Source organism: Allorhizobium sp. Av2 (assembly GCF_021462805.2).
Lineage (GTDB): Bacteria > Pseudomonadota > Alphaproteobacteria > Rhizobiales > Rhizobiaceae > Allorhizobium > Allorhizobium vitis_G.
In genome coordinates, this window is sequence record NZ_CP192696.1 from 2012788 (window position 1) to 2033199 (window position 20412).

General features: G+C 56.8%; 17 protein-coding genes. 6 read left to right on the forward strand and 11 right to left on the reverse strand.

Annotated features, from left to right (window positions below; all coding sequences use genetic code 11):
* Window positions 1–40: 40 nt before the first annotated feature.
* Together FS819_RS09670 and FS819_RS09675 are read left to right on the forward strand one after the other, a co-directional pair.
* Entirely contained in the window at window positions 41–607 is a 567-nt protein-coding gene (locus FS819_RS09670; protein ID WP_156546414.1) for an isochorismatase family protein, read from the forward strand.
* 5 nt (window positions 608–612) lie between these two features.
* On the forward strand, window positions 613–1614 hold the full coding sequence (locus FS819_RS09675) for a GlxA family transcriptional regulator (RefSeq protein WP_156546416.1): 1002 nt from the start codon (window positions 613–615) through the stop codon (window positions 1612–1614).
* Between the two features lie 562 nt (window positions 1615–2176).
* Here the strand turns inward: FS819_RS09675 and metF are convergent.
* The 6 genes from metF to FS819_RS09705 form a co-directional block, all read right to left on the reverse strand.
* Window positions 2177–3094 carry a methylenetetrahydrofolate reductase [NAD(P)H] gene (gene metF / locus FS819_RS09680; RefSeq protein ID WP_156546418.1) on the reverse strand — a complete coding sequence of 306 codons (918 nt, stop codon included), beginning with the start codon at window positions 3092–3094 and terminating at the stop codon, window positions 2177–2179.
* The gene (locus FS819_RS09685; RefSeq protein WP_156547048.1) at window positions 3094–4095 is read right to left on the reverse strand and encodes an ArsR/SmtB family transcription factor; all 1002 of its coding nucleotides are present in this window, start codon (window positions 4093–4095) and stop codon (window positions 3094–3096) included. The genes metF and FS819_RS09685 overlap by 1 nt, the downstream gene beginning before the upstream one ends.
* A gap of 227 nt (window positions 4096–4322) precedes the next feature.
* The gene (locus tag FS819_RS09690; RefSeq protein WP_156546420.1) at window positions 4323–6515 is read right to left on the reverse strand and encodes a methyl-accepting chemotaxis protein; all 2193 of its coding nucleotides are present in this window, start codon (window positions 6513–6515) and stop codon (window positions 4323–4325) included.
* Window positions 6516–6808: 293 nt separating this feature from the next.
* Window positions 6809–9187: a methyl-accepting chemotaxis protein gene (locus tag FS819_RS09695; protein WP_156546423.1), complete on the reverse strand. Its 2379-nt coding sequence runs from the start codon at window positions 9185–9187 to the stop codon at window positions 6809–6811.
* A 131-nt stretch (window positions 9188–9318) separates the two neighbouring features.
* Window positions 9319–10968 carry an energy-dependent translational throttle protein EttA gene (gene ettA, locus FS819_RS09700; RefSeq protein WP_156546425.1) on the reverse strand — a complete coding sequence of 550 codons (1650 nt, stop codon included), beginning with the start codon at window positions 10966–10968 and terminating at the stop codon, window positions 9319–9321.
* Between the two features lie 146 nt (window positions 10969–11114).
* Window positions 11115–11837, reverse strand: a complete 723-nt coding sequence (locus FS819_RS09705) for a ribonuclease T2 family protein (protein WP_156546427.1) — start codon at window positions 11835–11837, stop codon at window positions 11115–11117.
* Window positions 11838–12023: 186 nt separating this feature from the next.
* On the opposite strand from FS819_RS09705, the gene FS819_RS09710 reads away from it, so the two are divergent.
* The 3 genes from FS819_RS09710 (at window position 12024) to FS819_RS09720 (ending at window position 15706) form a co-directional block, all read left to right on the forward strand.
* Complete coding sequence (locus tag FS819_RS09710; RefSeq protein ID WP_156546429.1) at window positions 12024–12974, forward strand: alpha/beta hydrolase; 951 nt, start codon at window positions 12024–12026, stop codon at window positions 12972–12974.
* A 76-nt stretch (window positions 12975–13050) separates the two neighbouring features.
* Complete coding sequence (locus FS819_RS09715) at window positions 13051–14022, forward strand: DMT family transporter (RefSeq protein WP_156546431.1); 972 nt, start codon at window positions 13051–13053, stop codon at window positions 14020–14022.
* 31 nt (window positions 14023–14053) lie between these two features.
* A complete protein-coding gene (locus FS819_RS09720) occupies window positions 14054–15706 on the forward strand; it encodes a thiamine pyrophosphate-binding protein (protein ID WP_156547050.1) in 1653 nt (550 codons plus the stop codon).
* 43 nt (window positions 15707–15749) lie between these two features.
* Here FS819_RS09720 and FS819_RS09725 read toward each other — a convergent pair whose 3' ends face one another.
* From FS819_RS09725 to FS819_RS09745, 5 genes are all read right to left on the reverse strand, one after another.
* Entirely contained in the window at window positions 15750–16247 is a 498-nt protein-coding gene (locus FS819_RS09725; RefSeq protein WP_156533503.1) for a hypothetical protein, read from the reverse strand.
* 112 nt (window positions 16248–16359) lie between these two features.
* The gene (locus FS819_RS09730; protein ID WP_156546433.1) at window positions 16360–16845 is read right to left on the reverse strand and encodes a hypothetical protein; all 486 of its coding nucleotides are present in this window, start codon (window positions 16843–16845) and stop codon (window positions 16360–16362) included.
* 139 nt (window positions 16846–16984) lie between these two features.
* Complete coding sequence (locus FS819_RS09735) at window positions 16985–17326, reverse strand: RidA family protein (protein ID WP_015916540.1); 342 nt, start codon at window positions 17324–17326, stop codon at window positions 16985–16987.
* 75 nt (window positions 17327–17401) lie between these two features.
* The gene (locus FS819_RS09740) at window positions 17402–17737 is read right to left on the reverse strand and encodes a protein tyrosine phosphatase family protein (RefSeq protein ID WP_156546434.1); all 336 of its coding nucleotides are present in this window, start codon (window positions 17735–17737) and stop codon (window positions 17402–17404) included.
* A gap of 103 nt (window positions 17738–17840) precedes the next feature.
* Entirely contained in the window at window positions 17841–18674 is an 834-nt protein-coding gene (locus tag FS819_RS09745) for an aldose 1-epimerase family protein (protein ID WP_234624612.1), read from the reverse strand.
* 459 nt (window positions 18675–19133) lie between these two features.
* Between FS819_RS09745 and FS819_RS09750 the strand changes: the two genes are divergently transcribed.
* On the forward strand, window positions 19134–20405 hold the full coding sequence (locus FS819_RS09750; RefSeq protein WP_156547051.1) for a L,D-transpeptidase family protein: 1272 nt from the start codon (window positions 19134–19136) through the stop codon (window positions 20403–20405).
* Window positions 20406–20412 lie beyond the last annotated feature (7 nt).

A 20412-nucleotide genomic window follows, 5' to 3' on the forward strand; every position in this document is an offset into this window, starting at 1 on the left:
CACCATCTTCACGATAAAAGCTCCCTTGGAGGCAATGGCCATGACACATTCCGACAGCGCCCTGCTGGTTATCGATGCACAGCAATCCTTCCGCCACAGTTCCTATTTCCGCGAGGATGCGTTGCCCGCCTATCTGGAGCGGCAGCAGGCGTTGATCGATGGCGCCCGCAAGGCGGGCATTGCCACCGTTCAGATTTTCCATTTGAACGACACTGGCCCTTTTAGCGAGGCCTGCGGATTTGTCTCCACACTATCCCCTTTGACGATTGAACCGGATGCGGTTTTCCGCAAGCATCGGCATAGCGCGCTGGTCGGGACAGGGCTAGACGTCTGGCTGACCCGAAACAATATCCGCCATCTGATCGTCTCAGGTATCCGTACGGAGCAATGTTGCGAAACCACGACACGTCATGCTTCGGACCTGGGCTATAGCGTGGATTTTGTTGGTGAAGCCACTCTCACCTTTCCGATGACAGATGATCAAGGCCGTGAATGGAGTGCGGCGGAGATCCGCGCCCGCACCGAACTGGTTTTGGCCGGTCGCTTCGCACGCATTGCCACGGTCGAACAGGCACTGTCACTCCCACCCACAACACTCGCGGCATAGACTTCATGTCAGGACTGATCCAGCCGCAGCGCGTTGTCGAAATGATCGTCGTGGTACCACCACGCCTGCTGCTGCTGGATTTGGCAGGACCGATGGAAGTCCTGCGCAAGGCCAATCTTGAGCAGGACAATGTGCGGTTCACGGTTCGATATGTCGGCCCGTCTGCCACCATCAATAGCTCGATCGGCCTGGGGCTTGCCGGGATCGAACCGCTGCCAGACGCCATAGCGGATGGCGTGATGATTATCGTCCTGGGCAATGCCGCACAGCCGCTCGGTGCAGTCGATGCAAAGCCGGAACCGGACGATATTCTCCAGGAGGCCACCATCGTCGCCTGGCTGCGGTCTGTTGTCCGTCCAGGCGTGAAGATTGTCACCATTTGCGCTGGCGCCCTGCTGGCGGCACGCGCCGGACTGTTGGAAGGCTATACCTGCACCACACACTACAGTGAGATTGCTGAATTGCGGCAGTTGGCGCCGACGGCAAAGGTGCTGGAAAACCGCCTCTATATCGAGGACCGGGATAGGTTGAGCTCGGCAGGCATCACCGCCGGTATCGACATGATGCTGGCCTTGGTGGCAGAAGAGGCAGGACACACGATAGCCCTCAACGTCGCCCGTTACCTGGTCGTTTATCTGCGCCGGGCGGGGAACGACCCGCAACTCTCCCCCTGGCTGGAGGGGCGCAACCATATCCATCCCGTCATTCACAAGGTCCAGGATGCGGTTTCGGCTGACCCTGCTGGAAACTGGACGGTTGCCAGCATGGCAGCGGTCGCCGCCACCAGCGCCCGTAGCCTTTCACGCCTGTTTAACGAGCAAACCGGCATGAGCGTAACCGATTATGTCAACCGGCTCCGGATCGCCTTGGCCCATGAGTTGGTGACCGCATCACGGCTGGATATGGAAATGGTCGCGGAACGCGCTGGTTTTGCGTCCACCCGGCACATGCGCCGCACTTGGAAAAAGCTGTATGGCGGCACACCAACGGCGTTGCGCAATACCTGACCTCACCCAAAACGATTCTCCTGTCCTGGAACGAACCAGGCTCCCGCCGATGCCAGCGCCGTCATTAACGATGAAATATTTCGTTATCACGCGATTTTAACAATATGTTTCCGTGCGTTACCTTATCTTCCAACGGTTTATACAGACCGCCTGCTGCATCGCAGCACAAATTTCGCTTTTCAAATGACACGAAACGGTCATATTCTTTAACTGTTAACGCAAGGGAGACCGAGATGGGACTGACACGTTCTTTCAACATCCTGGCAGTCGGAGTAGCGTTTCTTTTTGTCGCAGCGATGCTTTTCATCTGAGGACGACAACAACTCCAACACCGTATGCGGCGGCGGCATGGATCGCCATGACACTTTTCGTCATCAAACGATGCTAAAAAACGCCGTGCGCCCTCGATGGCGCACGGCGGTTTTTATTGTGCGAGATTGTTGAGCCACCAACTGACTCATGAACGCATAGAAGTTTGCAGACGCCCGCACCTGAGCATGTCGCGATCAGGGGAGCATCTCACGATTTAAGGTTTTGCGTTATCGCAAAATTATTGCGCGCTTTACGCCACAACCCCTGCCCGGTCGGCGACTGCGGTATCAGAGCGCTGCAATCCCAGCCGTTCCAGCGTGGCATGGACCAACGGGGCCCGGTTCATCGTATAGATATGGAATTCGTCGATACCACGCCTCTGCAGGTCGGCGATCTGCTCGGCAGCCAGTGCCGCAGCGACACTGGCGCGCTCATTGGGCTTGTCGTCCAGCCCTTCGAAACGCTGGTCCAGCATGGCGGGAACGGATGTGCCGCACATTCCAGCAAAGCGCTTCAACTGCGTGAGGTTGAGGATCGGCATGATGCCCGGCACGATAGGAATGCTGATCCCGGCGGCCCGTACCTTGTCGAGATAGCGTTCGAAAATATCGTTATCGAAGAAAAACTGGGTGAGCGCCCGGGTCGCGCCATTGTCGACCTTGCGTTTCAACATGTCGAGATCCATGGCGAGATCGGCGCTTTCCGGATGCTTTTCCGGATAGGCCGAGACGGAGATCTCAAAATCGCCAAGCTCTTTCAAGCCCTTCACCAAGGCTGCCGCATTTTCAAAGCCACCTGGATGCGGTTGATAGGCGGAACCGACACCGGTCGGCGGATCGCCGCGCAGCGCCACGAAATGCTTGACGCCAACCGCCCGAAAGTCTTCGACCACCTGGGCGATTTCCTCGCGTGTCGCACCGACGCATGTGAGATGCGATGCGGTGGCGAGTGGCGTTTCCGCCAGCAAGCGGCGCACAGCGGCCAGGGTCGGCGCCTTGGTGGTGCCGCCAGCGCCGTAGGTAACCGAGACGAATTCCGGCGCCCAGCCGGTCAGCTCATCGACCGTTGCCCAGAGCTGGGCTTCCATCTCCTCGGATTTCGGCGGAAAGAATTCAAAGGACAGTTTGAAGGGCCGTGCCTGATCTCTTTTGGAAGATGTGTGTGCCATCAGTAAACTCCCGCCCGCGCGGCCTGTTGCGCCACGGATGCTGCGGCTTGACCATAGGTCGCCAGCCAGATTGTTGCCGTAAGCGCATCCCCATCCCTGTGGTTCGGCGCAATATCGATTGCGTTTGTGACGTCAAAACCGGTCTTGACGAGCCAGCCCTCCATCAACTGATGAGAGAACCCCAACCGCACATGCGCATGATCCTCGCGCAAATGCTCCAGCTTATGCGGAGCGAGATCGATGATCACCAGCCGACCGCCGGGCTTCAGCATACGCGCCGCCTCGTTCAGCGCCAGTTCCGGCTCCACCAGAAAATGCAGTACCTGATGAATGATCACCACATCGAACTCGCCACCATCGAGCGGCAGATTGAGAATATCGCCCTGGCGTACGGCAGCCTTGGCCACACCGGCCTTGTCGAGATTGACACGGGCAACCGCCAGCATGTCGCGGCTGGCATCGATACCCACCGCCCGGTGATAGCGGCTTTCCAGCAATTGCAGGATACGCCCGGTCCCGGTGCCAAGATCCAGCAAAGCCTCAACTGTGTCTTCGCCGATCAGCTTCACCAGTGCATCTTCGACCTCACGGTCATTGATATGCAGTCGACGCAACTCGTCCCATTCGGCGGCATTGCGACTGAAATAGGCCTGTGCCTTTTCCGCCCGCGCCCGTTTGACCGCTCCAAGCCGCTCGCCGTCACGCGCCAAAACAGGGTCGGACGTTGAGGCAACCGCCAGCAGGTGACGGGCGAGATCGCCCGCAGCCCCATCCTGTTTCAAACGAAAATAGGCCCAGGCACCTTCCTGGTAACGATCCACCAATTCCGCCTCAGCCAGAAGCTTGAGATGACGCGAGATACGCGGCTGGGATTGACCGAGAATATCGGTCAGGTCAGATACGGTCAGATCTCCCGCCGCCAGAAGCGCCAGCAGACGCAGGCGGGTGGGTTCACCTGCCGCCTTGAGAAGATCGACCATACCGTCCAATGTAAAAGACATGCTCATGCCGCTTCCGTCAATCAAGATATAAACATATCTTTATGTGATGCGCGTAATTTTCGCAAGCCCCAAATTGCCGTTCACTATCCTCCCTGCACGGTGAATCAACAAAAATCCGCCGGTGACTGGTGCCACCGGCGGCATTGAAAGCCCTGTCTCCTGAGCCAAACAGGCTTGGCATCGTTGTCTTTTCGGAAAAATCAGGTTCGATTTTTCCCTGCCAAACTCTAGGCGACCCGCTGGCGAGCGAAATCCGCCCGTCCAGCGGAGGCCGTAGCACGACTGGAGTTCTGGTGGCCCGTCTTGAAATTTGCCAGCAATTCCGAGAGCTTCGCGGCTTCATCGGCAAGCCCTGCTCCGGCAGCATTCATTTCTTCGACCATGGCAGCATTCTGCTGCGTGGCTTGGTCCATATGGTTGACGGCGACATTGACTTCGCCAAGCCCCACCGATTGCTCCTGGGCGGCTGTCGCGATGGCATCCATATGCTCATTGATCTCCTCGACCACCTTCGCGATGGCGCCGAGGCCCTCGCCGGTATCGTGAACCAGCTTGACCCCTTCGGAAACCGCGACTTCCGAATTGCCGATCAGCTGTTTGATTTCCTTTGCTGCATTGGCAGAACGCTGCGCAAGCTCGCGCACTTCCTGGGCAACGACAGCAAAGCCCTTGCCCGCCTCTCCGGCGCGCGCTGCCTCGACGCCCGCATTCAGCGCCAGGAGATTGGTCTGGAACGCAATTTCATCGATCACCCCGATGATCTGGACAATCTGCCGAGACGCATTCTCGATCCGGCCCATCGCCGTCACTGCATTGCCGACGACGTTGCTGGACCTGTCGGCACGGCCGCGAGCATCCCGAACGAGATCACGGGCCTGGCCGGTTCGCAGCGACGTCGCCTTTACATTGGCGGTGATTTCTTCCAGAGCCGCCGCTGTCTGTTCCAGTGAGGCCGCCTGGGTTTCGGTCCGCTTGGAAAGATCGTCTGACGCATCAGAAATTTCACCGCTGCCATTGCGTACGCCACTCGCGGATATGCCAACGGAAATCAGAACGGACCGCAGCTGGTTGACCGATGTATTGAAGTCATGCCTCAACGCCTCGAATTGCGGCGCAAATTGCTCCTGGATTTCGCAGAGCAAATCACCCGCCGCCAGCTGGCGGAGCCCGGCGGCCAAGGCCCCGGTGGCGCGGGTGAGACGTTCGTTTGCCTCCGCCTCGGCCTTGGCCTGCATTTCTTCGCGCTCGATCTCGGCAAGACGGCGGTTTTCCTGGGCCGACCGTTCCAATTCATCGTTGCGAAGTGCTGCCTGGCGGAACACCTCGACCGAGTGGGCGATGTCGCCGATCTCATCTTTGCGGTCAAGATAGGGAATAGCGCTGGCCTTGTCCCCCTCGGCCAGGCTGGTCATCCGGCCCGAGATCCGGCGAATGGCATTCGAGAGAATCCGCAGGACCGAAATGCTGAACAGTGCGGTGATCAAAACCAGAATGCCGAGGGCCGTCACCATGAAATACAAGGAGTTACGGGCGTCCGACAGCTGCGCGTCCGCAAATGCGCCCAGATCCTGCGACGTGGATTTGATCAGGTTGGCAACGAAATCCCGCCGCTTGGCCATGATCGTGTTCCAGGTGTCGAGATCCCCTGTGGCGGGGGTATAGGTACGCCCCACGGCCATCGCATCGACGGCGTTCTGGACAGGCGCGACATCGTTTCCTCGCCAGAACTGGTCGTACTGATCGATCAACGGCTTGGGCAGGAATTGCTGCATCGGCTTCAAGTAGATCATGGCCTTATTGAAACCAGCATGGAAACGGGCCGACTCTTCAGGAGAAAGCGTGCCTTTTTGGGTATAAACCTGGCCGATCCGGTTGATAATCAGATAGGAGTCGTTGACCTGCAACAAGGAATAATAGCCTTGGATGCCTTGTGACAGGAGGCGATCATCGACCAGATTGGCAGCGCGGCCGGCCAATTCCATTCCCATAGCGGAAATAGGCTGGAGATATTTCAGGGGCATGATCGGATCAACGCGATCGGCATCGACAGCGGACCGGAATTCGCCAATCTTGGCGAAAGAATCAACAAGCCGGTTCTTCAGGCCGTTCAGGATTGCATCGTCATAGCCAGCAGCGATGGCGTCGTCATAGGCGCTCACCACCTTCGCATAGGCCGCATCCGATGTTGCCCGGGCCTCTGTCCTGGCTGCCGGCGGTGCCGCGCCCTCCAGAGGCATGACCAATAACAGATTGCCCCCGGCCCGTGCCAGTTGCTCCAGCGTCACAGCCTTGGACGTTTTCGTATAGTTTTCCCAGGCCTCCCAGCTCAGGATCGCACCAAGCACGATCGCCGCCAATAATGGCACGATCCCAAGGCTTGTTAAAAGTACCTTAAATGACAAAGCGGAAATAATTCGCATAAATACCCCCCGAAAATCACAGAACTCACCGCATAGAGCAGCAAAAACTCATAGTGATTTCCAATTTGCGAGAAATTGATTATTTTTCCGTAAGTAAATTACAACAAACGGAATCAACCTTAAGATGCGTATTTTTCAATACCCTCAACTAGAATAAGCAGCACGTCATATAAGTCAAAAATGCCATCCGAATTTTCCGGGCATAATTTTCTTAAATTGCGGACTGGGCCTCCTCTGAAGCGGAAAAGCCATGAATCTAAAAGATGCAGGGCTTTTTTGTATTGGAGAAGACTTCAGAATTCTTCCCAGGCATCCTTCGAAACGGCAACCGCGGCGCTGCCTCGGCTCGGAGCGGCTACCGCCCGGCTGGGGCGCGTAAGGGGAGTTGCCTGCCGCTCCACACGGACCGGGGCTGCCGCAGCCGGTCGGGCGGATCGATACTGGCCACCTGTCGATGCGGAAGACAAACCGGCCTTCTGTTCGCCCGTCTCAAAATTTGCCAACAGGTCGGCAAGCCTGGTTGCCTCACTGGCAGGGCCCGCCCCCGCCGCGCTCATTTCCTCGACCATGGCCGCATTCTGTTGGGTGCCATGGTCCATGTGATTGACGGCGGTATTGACTTCGCTGAGACCGACCGACTGTTCCTGAGCCGCCGTCGCGATGGCATCCATATGCGCATTGATGGCCTGCACGAGTTCGGCGATTTCACTCAGGCCCTTGCCGGTATCGTTCACAAGCCTAACCCCATCGCCGACTGCCACTTCCGAATTGGCAATCAGCGCCTTGATTTCCTTGGCCGCATTGGCGGAACGCTGCGCAAGCTCGCGTACTTCCTGGGCAACGACGGCAAAACCCTTGCCGGCCTCCCCGGCGCGCGCTGCCTCAACGCCCGCGTTGAGCGCCAGGAGATTGGTCTGGAACGCGATCTCATCGATGACGCTGATGATCTGGGTGATCTTTGAGGAGGCCTCTTCGATACGCCCCATGGCCGTGACCGCATTGCCCACCACCGCCCCGGAGTGTTCGGCGCGTGTACGCGTATTGCGCACCAGATCGCGTGCATCGCCCGTGCGCTGCGACGTTGCCCTGACATTGACGGTAATCTGCTCAAGGGCTGCGGCGGTTTGCTCCAGGGAGGCCGCCTGCTGCTCGGTCCGCTTTGCCAGGTTATCGGACGCCTGGGAGATTTCCCCGCTGCCATTGCGCACCGCATGGGCGGCACTGCCGACGTTCAGCAGGGCCGTTCGCAATTGCTCGACAGAGCGGTTGAAATCATGGCGAAGCGCTTCAAACCGTGGAGCGAATTCCTCGCGGATTTCACAGAGCATATCCCCTGACGCCAGGCGCTTCAAACCGGCTGCAAGCGAACCCGTCGCGCGGTTCAGACGCTCCTCGGCCTCCGCTTCCGCAACGCGCTGAACTTCAATACGTTCAAGCTCACCGCGACGCCGCATCTCCTCGGTTTCAGTCTCAAGCTGCTTGTTCCGAATGGCCGCTTCCCGGAAAATTTCGACCGAGCGAGCCATGGCTCCCACTTCATCCTGACGAATGGTGAAGGGGATATTTTTCTGCGTATCGCCATCGGCAAGGGCTCGCATGGACTGTGTGAGAGTGCCGATGGGAGCAACAACGCGTCTTACGACAATCGCCATGCCTGCAATGGTCAGGATGATTGAGCCAACCAGCAAGGCGCTGTACAAAATAACCAAGGAGAATGCGGCGTTAGCCAACGAATTTGCTTTATCGTTCACAACCTTCATAGCCGTAACCACGACATCGGCTATGCTGGCTTGAGCTTTGGAACTCGGAGACAACCATTTATCCAGCGTCAAATCAGCTGGTTCGCGAGCAACAACTTTTTTGTAGAGGGTATCGCGCATATCCGCGAATGCGCCACCAAAATAGACTGACTCAGCCTTGCTAAGCGCCTGTTTCAATTCTTCCGGCATCGTCGAATGATTGACGAGTGCGCGAACCTGAAGCCAGCCCGACATGATTTTCGAATGTTGGTTCGCGACCTCAAGAACATCGGGCATAGCGAGAGGTGTCTGCAGAGCGATAGCCTTGTTAAGCAGGATGTTTTCCGCTCCAGCCGCTGAGCGGGTTACCCATGCATTGGTCCTGACCTGCAAAAGATCTGTCAGGCTGTTATCCAGCGAACGAATGGTCGACTCGGTAAAAACAGAGCTTTTTTCGAGATCATCAAGCACGCTATCGCCATAGGACAGCTGCTTTGCATTCAACTCCTTATTGCGGCTTTCCAGAGGAAGGGAAAACTGTGCGTCAAGCGGTTGGCGCATCGAGACGATCGTGTCGTAATGTCCTTTGATCTTGTTCAACATCGCCGCGAATTCTGGCGTACCGACAACGGTGACCGCTGCGGTAAAATCCTTCATCGCCGCGTCGACCTTCTGGCGATCGACAGGAACATCCTTCGCAGTCGTTCCAGCTTTTTCCGGGCTTGTCATAAAGACGGTGTTGGTATGGCCGCGTTCCAGGCGGTAATTCAATAGAAAATCAAACAGCGCCTTATTAACCGCCGTCAGTTTTGCGACATCGCGGAACACACCGAACTGGTTGTAAGCGACATAGAGCGATCGCGACACCATGGCGCCCAAGGCAATGCTGATAATAAGAAAGACCGAAACCAGAACGTTACGTATAGAAAACATAATCCCCCCAAAGGCACTAAACCCCTGGATGAATTTCATCACGCAAGCAACTAATATACTGTTAAAATTACGAGATCAGATAAACAACCCTGAGATGGAAAAAACCACCTCAGGATTGCCAATAATCACAATTACCGGGTCAGGCGCTTGTAGCTGACGCGCTTCGGGTTGACACTTTCGGCACCCAACCGGCGGATCTTGTCCTTTTCATAGTCCTCGAAATTGCCTTCGAACCATTCCACGTGGCTATCGCCTTCGAAGGCGAGAATGTGGGTGGCCAGACGGTCGAGGAACATGCGGTCATGCGAAATGATGATCGCGCAGCCGGCAAAGCTTTCCAGCGCATTTTCCAGCGCGCCGAGCGTTTCGGTATCGAGGTCGTTGGTCGGTTCGTCGAGCAGCAGAACGTTGCCGCCAGCCTTCAGCATCTTGGCCAGATGCACACGGTTGCGCTGACCGCCGGAGAGATTGCCGACCTTCTGTTGCTGGTCGCCGCCCTTGAAGTTGAAGGCACCGCAATAGGCGCGGGAGTTCATGTCGAACTTGCCGAGCTTGATGATTTCGGCCCCACCGGAAATTTCTTCCCAGACGGTTTTTTCAGCGGCCAAAGTATCACGGCTCTGGTCTACATAACCAAGCTGCACGCTGTCACCGACTTTGACAGTACCCGAATCCGGCGTTTCCTGGCCGGTGATCATCCGAAACAGCGTCGTTTTACCGGCACCGTTCGGGCCGATCACGCCGACAATGCCGCCCGGCGGCAGTTTCAGGCTTAGATCATCGATCAGCAAACGGTCGCCATAGGACTTGGAAATCCCGTCCAACTCAATCACCACCTGGCCCAGTCGTTCGCTGACGGGAATGATGATCTGCGCATCGCCGGGACGCTGCTTGTCAGCCGCTTCCACCAGTTGCTCATAGGACTTGATACGGGCCTTGGACTTGGCCTGACGGGCCTTGGGGCTGGATGCAATCCATTCCTGCTCACGCGACAGTGCCTTCTGGCGCGACGCATCTTCGCGGCTTTCCTGCATCAGGCGCTTGGCCTTGGCTTGCAAATAGGCCGAGTAATTGCCTTCGTAAGGAATGCCGCGGCCACGGTCGAGTTCGAGAATCCAGCCCGTGACATTGTCGAGGAAGTAGCGATCGTGGGTAATCATCAGCACGGAGCCGGGATATTCCCGCAGATGGTTTTCCAGCCAGCCAATGGTTTCAGCGTCCAGATGGTTGGTTGGTTCGTCGAGCAGCAGCAGATCAGGTTTCGACAGCAGCAGCTTGCACAGCGCCACGCGACGGCGCTCACCACCGGAAAGGCTGGTTACATCGCTGTCGCCCGGAGGGCAACGCAGCGCATCCATGGCCATTTCGACCTGATTTTCCAGATCCCAAAGGTTCTGGCTGTCGATAATATCCTGAAGCTTGGCACCCTCGTCAGCCGTCTCGTCCGAGTAATTCATCATCAACTCGTTGTAACGGTCGAGGACGGCAGTCTTGGAGGCAACGCCTTCCATGACGTTTTCGAACACGGTCTTATCCGGGTTCAGCTTCGGCTCCTGTTCCAGATAGCCCATGGTGGCACCTTCGGCGAGCCAGGCTTCACCGGTATATTCCTTGTCGAGACCGGCGATGATGCGCAGCACCGTCGATTTACCGGCACCGTTCGGGCCGAGAATACCGATCTTGGCATCGGGATAGAAGGACAGGTTGACGTTCTCAAGGATCTTTTTGGCGCCATAGGCTTTGTTAAGCCCGGACATGTGGTAGATGAACTGACGTGCCATCGGTAAAATGCTCCGCACGGGTAAATGGAATTGCCCGCTATGTAGGCGAAACCGCAAGCGGGGGCAATGCCGCCCGCGCAATTCCTTCAGGTCTTGCCCCGTTTACGGGAGAGGATGCAGGCGCAATATTCGGTCTTAAAGCAGGCTCATTGCAGCCCAACCGGATCGACAATACCCTGGTTGCAATCAAACTTGGTTGAGCCTGCTGCCTGGATGCGCTCCTGTAGCGGCGTACCGGCATCGCCATCGCCAAGTCCTATAGTCAATTCCGTCACAATCCGTCTGTTGCCGTCTTGTTCACAGCTCATTTTGACTCGCCGTCCAGCACCCGTACCAAAGCTGGCATCAAACGCCGTCTGCACATCTTCCTGGGTGACCGTCTTGCCCACATTGGCGGCAAACAGACCGTTGACCGCCGAACCGTTCAGGGTCTCGATCAGCGCGATCGCCTCGGCAAAATAGTCTTGCTGACCAAGACCGGTGCAGGTGCCATGCTTGATCCATTCATGCCGTTCCAGGGCTGACTGTGTGCCGGGCATCACCCGGTCCAGCGCCTGACGAGTGGAAGCAGACAGTGTCACTTCCGGCAGATCGGTCCAGCGGCTTTTCTTGTCGGCATCGATATCGGCCTGATCAACACCGCAATAGTTCTGGCGCATCGGCCACAGCCCATGCAGGGTAAAATGGCTGGCATCATAGCGGTCCGCCGTCTGGCTCTTGCATTCCGGCTTGTCCGGCTTGGTCTCGCAAAAACCCGGTTGCCAACTGACGGCCAGAATGCTGGTCGTTCTGCCTTTTTCCGCTGCGAAAGACGGATGACAGGTCACAAAGACCGCCGCAGCCAGACCCAGATAGTGAAAATGCTTCATGATGCTCTCTCTCCGAATCGCTTAAGGTCTTCATGGAACGGTTGAAACAGGCTTGCAACCTTGAATAACGGTATGAACCTGCCTTTCAGCAATTGCACTTGGCAGCAAAATCACGTCATTTTTCGGGGCAGAACGAGTTGAGACTCGCGATACACCATTCGCGTTCGGCACTATCGGGAGGACGGCATGTTTGACGAAACGCATTACCTGCAAAGGCCGGATGGCGCCCGGATCGCCTACCACTACCATCAGGCAACGGATGGGCAGGCCATTCTGCTCGTCAATCACGGGCTGATCGAACATTCGCGCCGTTATCGCCGCTTTGCCGCCTTCATGGCCGCCTCGGGCTTTCACGTTTACGCCCATGACCACCGTGGACACGGAGAAACCCAGGCCCCGAATGCGCCGCTTGGCCGCTTTGCGCGAAAGAATGGGGTGTCACTGGTGATCGACGATGCCAAGGCAATCCGCGATCTGGCCAGTGCCAACCATCCAGGCCTGCCAGTTCTGCTGTTCGGTCATTCCATGGGCGGGCTGATCGCTTTGCGCACTGCCACGGAGTTCCCGGAAAGCTTTCAGGCGCTGGCGGTGTGGAATTCCAATTTCAACAACGGCATCGAGACCCGGTTCGCCCGGCTGGTTCTGAAGATCGAGCGGGCCTTGAAAGGGTCTGACGTGCCAAGCCTGCTGATGGCCAAGGCAACCTTCGAGGCCTGGGGCAAGTCCGTATCCGGCAGGCGCACTCTGTTCGATTGGCTGAGCCGCGATGACGCGGAAGTCGATCTCTACGCCAATGATCCACTCTGCCGGTTTCAGGCCAGCAATTCCCTATGGATGGACGTGCTTGACCTGACGGCGCAGACCGCCACCCTGCCCCGCCTTGCCCGGCTGCGGGCCGACCTGCCCATTCATCTGGTCGGCGGCGGGCAGGACCCGGCCACCAAGGGCGGCGAGGCCACCCGCGCACTGGACCACCGCCTGCGGCAATCCGGTTTGACCGATGTCACGCTGACCCTTTATCCGGCCATGCGGCATGAAACGCTCAACGAAATTGGTCGTGACGAGGCCATGACGACGTTTCGGGATTGGGCGCGAAAGGCGCTGGGGCTAGAGACTGTTCATTCCGGTTTGGAATGACCCTATAACAGAAAGTCACGTGCCGCCGGGCATGATGGACGGTATAGACAGACGATCAAAAGCGAGACAATTCCGCATGTCCACTCCACCGCGCGCCCCTTCAGGCACATCCAGCCAAGCGCCGCTTTTCTCCGGCGTCACGTTCGGACTTGGCATGATGGTCCTGTCGGTACTGGTCACGCCGCTGGTGGATGTGTTTTCCAAGCTGGCAACGCAAACCATGCCTGCTGCCGAAATCAGCCTTGCCCGGTTTTTCTTTCAGATCCTTTTCATGCTTCCCGTGCTGATGATACGCCGCACATGGCTGAAACTGTCCTGGTCCAACACACGACTGCATATGATCCGTGGGGGGGTGCTCTGCCTGTCGATGCTGACCTTTGTCACCGCGCTCAGGACCATGGAAGTGGCCGATGCCGTGGCAATCTTTTTCGTCGAGCCGATCATCCTGACGATCTTGAGCGGCATTATCCTCAAGGAAAAAATCGGCTGGCGCCGCTACCTCGCCTGTGGCACCGGATTTATCGGCGCCATGCTGGTGGTGCAGCCCAGCTTCCAGGAAGTCGGCGCTGTCGCCTTCCTGCCGATCATCGCCGCCTTTTGCATCGCCATTTTTGCAATTTTGACGCGGCTATTGTCGCGCCATCAGGACCCGTTCGTCATGCAGGTGGAAACCGGCTGCTGGGCCATGGTGTTTTGCACCATCATGATCGCCATAGGCCAGACAATGAACCTCGCCATGTTCGATCTGGTCCAGCCTGACATGACCGGCACCATCTGGCTCGTCTGCACCGGGGCCACCGCCGCCGTGGGCGGTGTGCTGGGCGTGTTTGCCTATCGCGCCGCACCACCCTCGATGCTCGCGCCGCTGCAATATCTGGAAATCGTCACCGCCACCCTGTTTGGCTGGCTGGTCTTCCATGACCTGCCGGATGCCCTGAAATGGCTGGGCATCGCCATCATCATCGGCTCCGGCCTCACCATCATCTGGCGGGAGCGCAAACATGCGTCCAGGCCTGTTTCCGACAGCAGCGGGCCGCCACAACCTTAAATTCGGCCAAACCACATCCAAGGATTACGCGATGAAAAGAACCGGCGGACAATTGATCGTTGAAGCCCTGAAGGCCAATGGCGTGAAGCGCGTCGCCTGCGTGCCCGGCGAAAGCTATCTGGCGGTGCTGGACGCGCTGGTCGATAGCCAGATTGAAACCGTCGTCTGCCGCCAGGAAGGCGGGGCTACGATGATGGCCGATTGCTGGGGCCGGTTAACCGGCGAGCCCGGCATTTGCATGGTAACGCGCGGTCCCGGCGCCACAAATGCCTCGGCGGGCCTGCATATCGCCCGGCAGGATTCGGTGCCGATGATCCTGTTTATCGGACAGGTCGCCCGCGACATGCGCGAACGCGAGGCGTTTCAGGAAGTCGAATACCGTCGCGCCTTTACCGAATTTGCCAAATGGGTCGGCGAGATCGATGATGTCGCCCGCATCCCGGAATTTGTCAGCCGCGCCTTTGCGGTCGCCACCTCCGGGCGTCCCGGTCCCGTGGTGCTGACCCTGCCGGAAGATGTGCTGGTGGAAGAGGCGGACGCGCCAGAAGCCCGCCCCTATATGCCGGTGGACGCGCATCCCGGCCCTAGCCAGATCGCTGCGCTTGGTGCGATGCTGGAAAAGGCGGAGCGCCCGCTGGTCATTCTCGGAGGCACCCGCTGGGATGAGGCCTCGGTGAAGGCGTTTGAAGATTTTGCCGCGCAATGGAAACTGCCGGTCGGCTGCTCCTTCCGCCGCCAGATGCTGTTTGACCATCTGCATCCCAATTACGCGGGCGATGTCGGCATCGGCATCAATCCGGCGCTTGCGAAAGAGGTGAAAGAAGCCGATCTCATCCTGTTGCTGGGCGGGCGTTTTTCAGAAATGCCATCGTCCTCCTACACGCTGATGGACATCCCCTACCCCAAGCAAAAGCTGGTGCATGTCTATCCCGACCCGTCAGAGCTTGGCCGAGTCTATCGCCCGGATCTGGCGATCTGCGCCAGTCCGAAGGATTTTGTCGCCGCTCTGGTAAGCCTCAAAGTACCAGCCTCGCCGGTTTGGGCCGAGCGGACAAAAGCCATGCATGCCGCCTATCTGACCTGGTCCACGCCGCCTAAGACCGGACCCGGTGCCGTGCAGATGGGACCGATCATGGAATGGATCGAAGCCAATACCGCGAAAGTCGCGGTCTTCACCAATGGCGCGGGCAATTACGCCACATGGCTGCACCGCTTCCATCGTTTTCAGGGCTACAACACCCAGGCAGCCCCCACCTCCGGCTCGATGGGGTACGGCCTGCCCGCTGCCGTGGCCGCCAAGGCGCAGTTTCCCGAACGTGAAGTGATCTGCTTTGCCGGAGACGGCTGCTTCATGATGCACGGGCAGGAATTCATCACTGCCGTGCGCTACAATCTGCCGATCATCGTTTTGCTGATCAACAACAGCACCTATGGCACGATCCGCATGCATCAGGAGCGCGAATACCCGGGCCGCATCAGCGCCACCGATCTGGTGAACCCGGATTTCAAGGCCTTTGCGCAGGCCTATGGCGGACATGGAGAGCTGGTGGAAAAGACTGAGGATTTCGCGGCGGCGTTTAAGCGGGCCCGCGCTTCTGGCAAACCGTCGATCATCGAAATCAAGCTGGATGCAGAAGCAATTACGCCGACCCGCACGCTGACACAGATCAGGGAGAAGAGCTGAGGACGGAAGCGGCCACCGGGAACACAAGCAGACACCACTTCAGCTACTGCTGGTGTTCCCGTGGCCGTTTGAGAACAAGAACCAAACCGAGTAGCGCGGATAGCGAAAAGCTGATGATAAACGCAATATAGAACAAATATCCGTTTTCATAATGTAAGCCCACATCCCTACCGCAGGCGACATCCTGCGTAAGGATATTGGAAAGCGAGCTGAAAAAATAATCTAAAATGAGGTTGGCTCCGCCGTGCAAAATCGACCCCGTTACAAAGTCGAATAAAAAATAATACAGAAGAGCCATTAGAAAACATAGATCAGGTATCAAAAGCCATTTTTCATATTTTAAAACAGCAGAAACAAATGAGGTCAGAAGATACAACAAAACCCCATAAAATAAGAAGGATTTTTCCTGAAACCAGGAGATATCCGTGGTTAGATGACAAGTCGCGTAATAACCTTGTGGGTAGTAAACAGACAGTACGAACGCACACAGCGCAAAAAATCTAAGAAGTAAGTTAACCCTGGAATTCAATAAGGAAGCCATAATATTATCCGCCGATAAAATCAGTTAGACATGAAATCCCCTCACCGCAAGGAAAAGCACTTCAACGCCGAATTAGACATCTCCAAAAGGGCTAATCCAAACAAGTAGGTGATCAATTCTTTTCATGTCGCCGATCGGATAGGAATACAATTAAACCCAGAATCGTCGATAAAAAGAAACTGCTAACGGCAAGAACATAGAAGAGATAGCCCCACTGATAATGGAATACGACGTCGGCATTGCATGGACCTCTGCCCGTCAGCGAATCCTCTATATTTCCAAATATTTCAGATAAAACTCCATGCACCAAAGGCATGAGTATTTCGATTACAACAACATGTTTAACAATAAAAACACAGAAAATAACATCGGTAATTAAAAATAAATATCCTTTAATAAAATATTCAGCCATCAAAGATGAAAAAAGATAAAAAATCAAAACATAAAAATAAATTGAATAAACTGATAAAATTGTAAACGGGCTTTCTGATTCACACCTGGAATAATATCCGTAAGGAATAAGTGCACACAAGGCTGAAGATACAAAAGTCCATATCTTCAGAAAAAAACGGGTTTTAGGATCAACAAAAACTGACAACTGCATCTCCTTTTGCAACAAAGGCATGATGGAGTGCTACGATTTAAGAAGGACACTTTTGCCTCGTGTAGAAGCAGAAGTGTCCATCTAAAGACTTTATGGAATTAACGAGAGCCCATAAGCGGCTTGTAAAAGCCCCTTAAATCGCAGCCGTCACGATGAACTCGACCTTGTAATCCGGCGTTGCCAAAGCAGCTTCGCTGGTGGCGCGGGCCGGTGGGTTGGCGGGGTCGATCCAGGCTTCCCAGACAGCGTTCATTTCAGCGAAAGTCGACATGTCGGAGAGGTAGATGATGGTTTGCAGGATCTTCGACTTGTCGGAACCGGCAGCGGCCAGCAGGCGATCCACTTCGGCCAGCGCCGACTTGGACTGTTCGGTGACACCCGTGCCTTCACCGACTTGACCGGCCAGATAGACCGTATTGCCGTGGACGACAGCACCGCTCATACGCTTGCCGGGCTCGATACGCTTGATGGACATGGAAAATCTCCTTGAGGTTATGAAACACGAAAACGCTGCGGACTTTGCCGCAGCGTGGGTAGTTTTTTTGAACGTTTAACGCTGGCGCAGGCTATGTTCGTAGGTCGCCGTGGAGCGGGCGCCGGAGCGGCAATAGCCAAGCATCGGACGCTCCAGATCATCCAGCGCGTCCACCATGGCGGCGACGGCATCCGGCGTCACCCCCATCGGGCCAACCGGAATATGGCGGATGGCAAGTCCAAGTTCCTCGGCCCGCGCAGCAATAGCGGTAAAATCCGGCTGACCGGGCTCTTCGCCATCCGGGCGATGGCAAACGATGGATTTGAAGCCCAGCGCCTTGATATCATCCAGATCCTCGAGACTGATCTGACCGCTGACGGAATATTCCTCGTTGATCGGCCTGATATTCATCGTCGCATCCTTTTCAAAACCGGCTGAACCGAAATCGGCCAAACATTTACGATGTGGATACCGGGGCGTCAACGCCGCAAGCGGCTTACAGACGCACCAGACCTCACACGAAGAAGAAATCCAGCCCGAATTCCCGGCTCTCGCCCGGCGCCAACAGGTCAAGTTTGCCGCCCTTGGCGAGATCGTCACGTCCAACCCAGCGATGCGAGACCGGCTCGATGCCCACCACATTGGCAGGCGCCTGCTGGTTGCGCCAGATTTGCAGGAAGGGCAGGCTTGCCGTGTCAAAACGCACCACCAGCGTCAGCCCGCCAACCGAGGCGATTGGGCCGAGCCGAAACTCCGCCCAGCCATCCGCGCCCGCCTTGTCGCCGTTGGCGGCAACGCAGAACACCCCGCCCGGCTCCGCGCCGAAACGCCAGCCGAAACCGCCGTCGTCCAGCATTGCGCCTTCCATCCGCACCGCACCGTCAAAGAGTTTCGCGGCAATATTCATGTGATACATCAGCATGACGGGAAATGGCGCATGGCCGCTATTTGTGATCCGGTCGCGCAACGCAACAACACCGGTTTCAGCGTCGATGCGCCAATGGCGCTCCAGAAGCGATTGGCCGCCATCGGCATGGCGCACTGGAATTTCAGCCCGGCATTCGGTGTCGTTCTGGTCAATAATCCTGGCCGGATGCGATGAAAACGAGCCATGCAGCGGGTAGCGTCGGTCGCTGCCATCGCCAATCGGTTCCGGGTGACGAATATGGTCCGGGCCGCAGGTGAAGAGAAAACCTTCCAGGGAATGGTCGATACGCGAATCGCCATCATCAGGAATGGCCCGGTGCGGCGAAAGATCGACCCCATTGATGATCAAGGTGCGAATATCCAGAACCGATGTCGGGTCCAGTTCAACGATCGGTCCCTTGGCTGCCTGTAGCTTCATGATTCGTCTCCTCCTGCAATCCGCACAGCATTAGCGCGCCAATGGCGGCCTATGCCATGTCCTACACCGTGTAAAAACGCAGTAGTCCCTGCTTTTACCGTGTAAAACTCTGTTAATTCTGAGGGACTGACGTAATCGCATCGGTCATCCTGTCGTTCGCTATCTCTTTGTTTATGCAACGATTTTTCCAAACTTGGCTGGGGCCTCTATCTGGAGCGATGCATAAGGGTTTAAGAGTTTCTTCACTTCGTTTTCATTTTTCCATATTAGCGTCAAAATTACGGTGTCTCAGCGCATGATAAGCAATTGTCCATGCTTTGGCGCAAGCGCCTCGATTTCCCCTGAACCGGATAGGGTTTGGGGCGTTATGCAAGAAACCAACCGGAAAGATCACCCGTGCAGCCGCTTTGGAAAACTGGTCTCATCGTCGTCGCGCTTCTCTCAACCGTGTCGCAGCCTGCGATGGCGCGCAGCCCCTATAACGGGCAGAACCCGAATACCGTGCTGATTACTCCCTCAGGCGAGGTTCTGGATTTCGTTCCCGAACAGGGCTCGGTGATGATCAGCCGCGACCGCATGGGCCGCACGGTGTTGATCGACCGCTCCGGCAATCTTATCGCCACGGAAATGCCTGCCGACATGGTCTATGGCCGTACCGACCGTAACCGCTATCCCAATGATTATTATCCTCCGGCTCCTTCTGGCGGCGGTTATGACGATGAAGACATGGCGACCGGCGGCATTCCCGAGGATCAGCCCGTTGAGCGTCAGCCGCTCGGCCAGGGCTATCCGCAAAACGTCAATCATGACCCCGCGGTAAGCGACGATGCCTTGGCGAGGCCTGCTTCCCCTTCAACCGCGGCGCCGTCGACGCTTGGCAGCAGCGGCAAGGCCAAGCCGGAAATCACAGCACTTCAGGTGTTTCTTGCCCGCGAAGGGTTTTCACCGGGGGCTATCGACGGCCATATGGGTATGAATGTTCAAAAGGCACTGGAAGCCTGGCAGCAGAAGACCGGCGAAACGCTGAACCCTAACGACACCGACGCCATCATGGAGCGGCTGCGGATGAATGGCGGCCTGCCTTTCACCAGCTATACTCTGACCGCTGCCGATGCCGCCGGACCCTATGTGGCGGAAATTCCTGAGGATTACAGCCAGAAGGCTGCGATGCCATCGCTTGGCTATACATCCACCACGGAAATGCTGGCGGAAAAGTTCCACATGGATGAGGGCTATCTGAAAGCGCTCAATCCCGGTGTCGATTTCACTGTTCCCGGCAGCACCGTCAAAGTGGTGAGCATCGGCCAGCCTCATAGCGGAAGGGTTGCCCGCATCGTTGCCGACAAGGGCCGCAAACAGGTTCTGGCATACGGCGAGGATGGCCAACTGATTACCGCCTATCCGGCCAGCATCGGCTCTAACGATACGCCATCGCCGTCCGGCACCGTGCAGGTGCAGCGCGTCGCCTTCGATCCCGGCTATACCTATAATCCGAAGGTCAATTTCCAGCAGGGCGCCAATGACAAGGTGCTGAATATTCCGCCAGGCCCGAATGGCCCGGTCGGCACTGTCTGGATCGCCCTATCCAAGCCAACCTACGGCATCCACGGCACGCCAGAGCCCTCAAAGATCGGTCGCACCCAGAGCCATGGTTGTATCCGTCTGACCAATTGGGATGCAACGGAACTAGCCAAGATGGTACAACCGGGCGTCACCGTGGAATTCGTTGACTGAGTGCGGT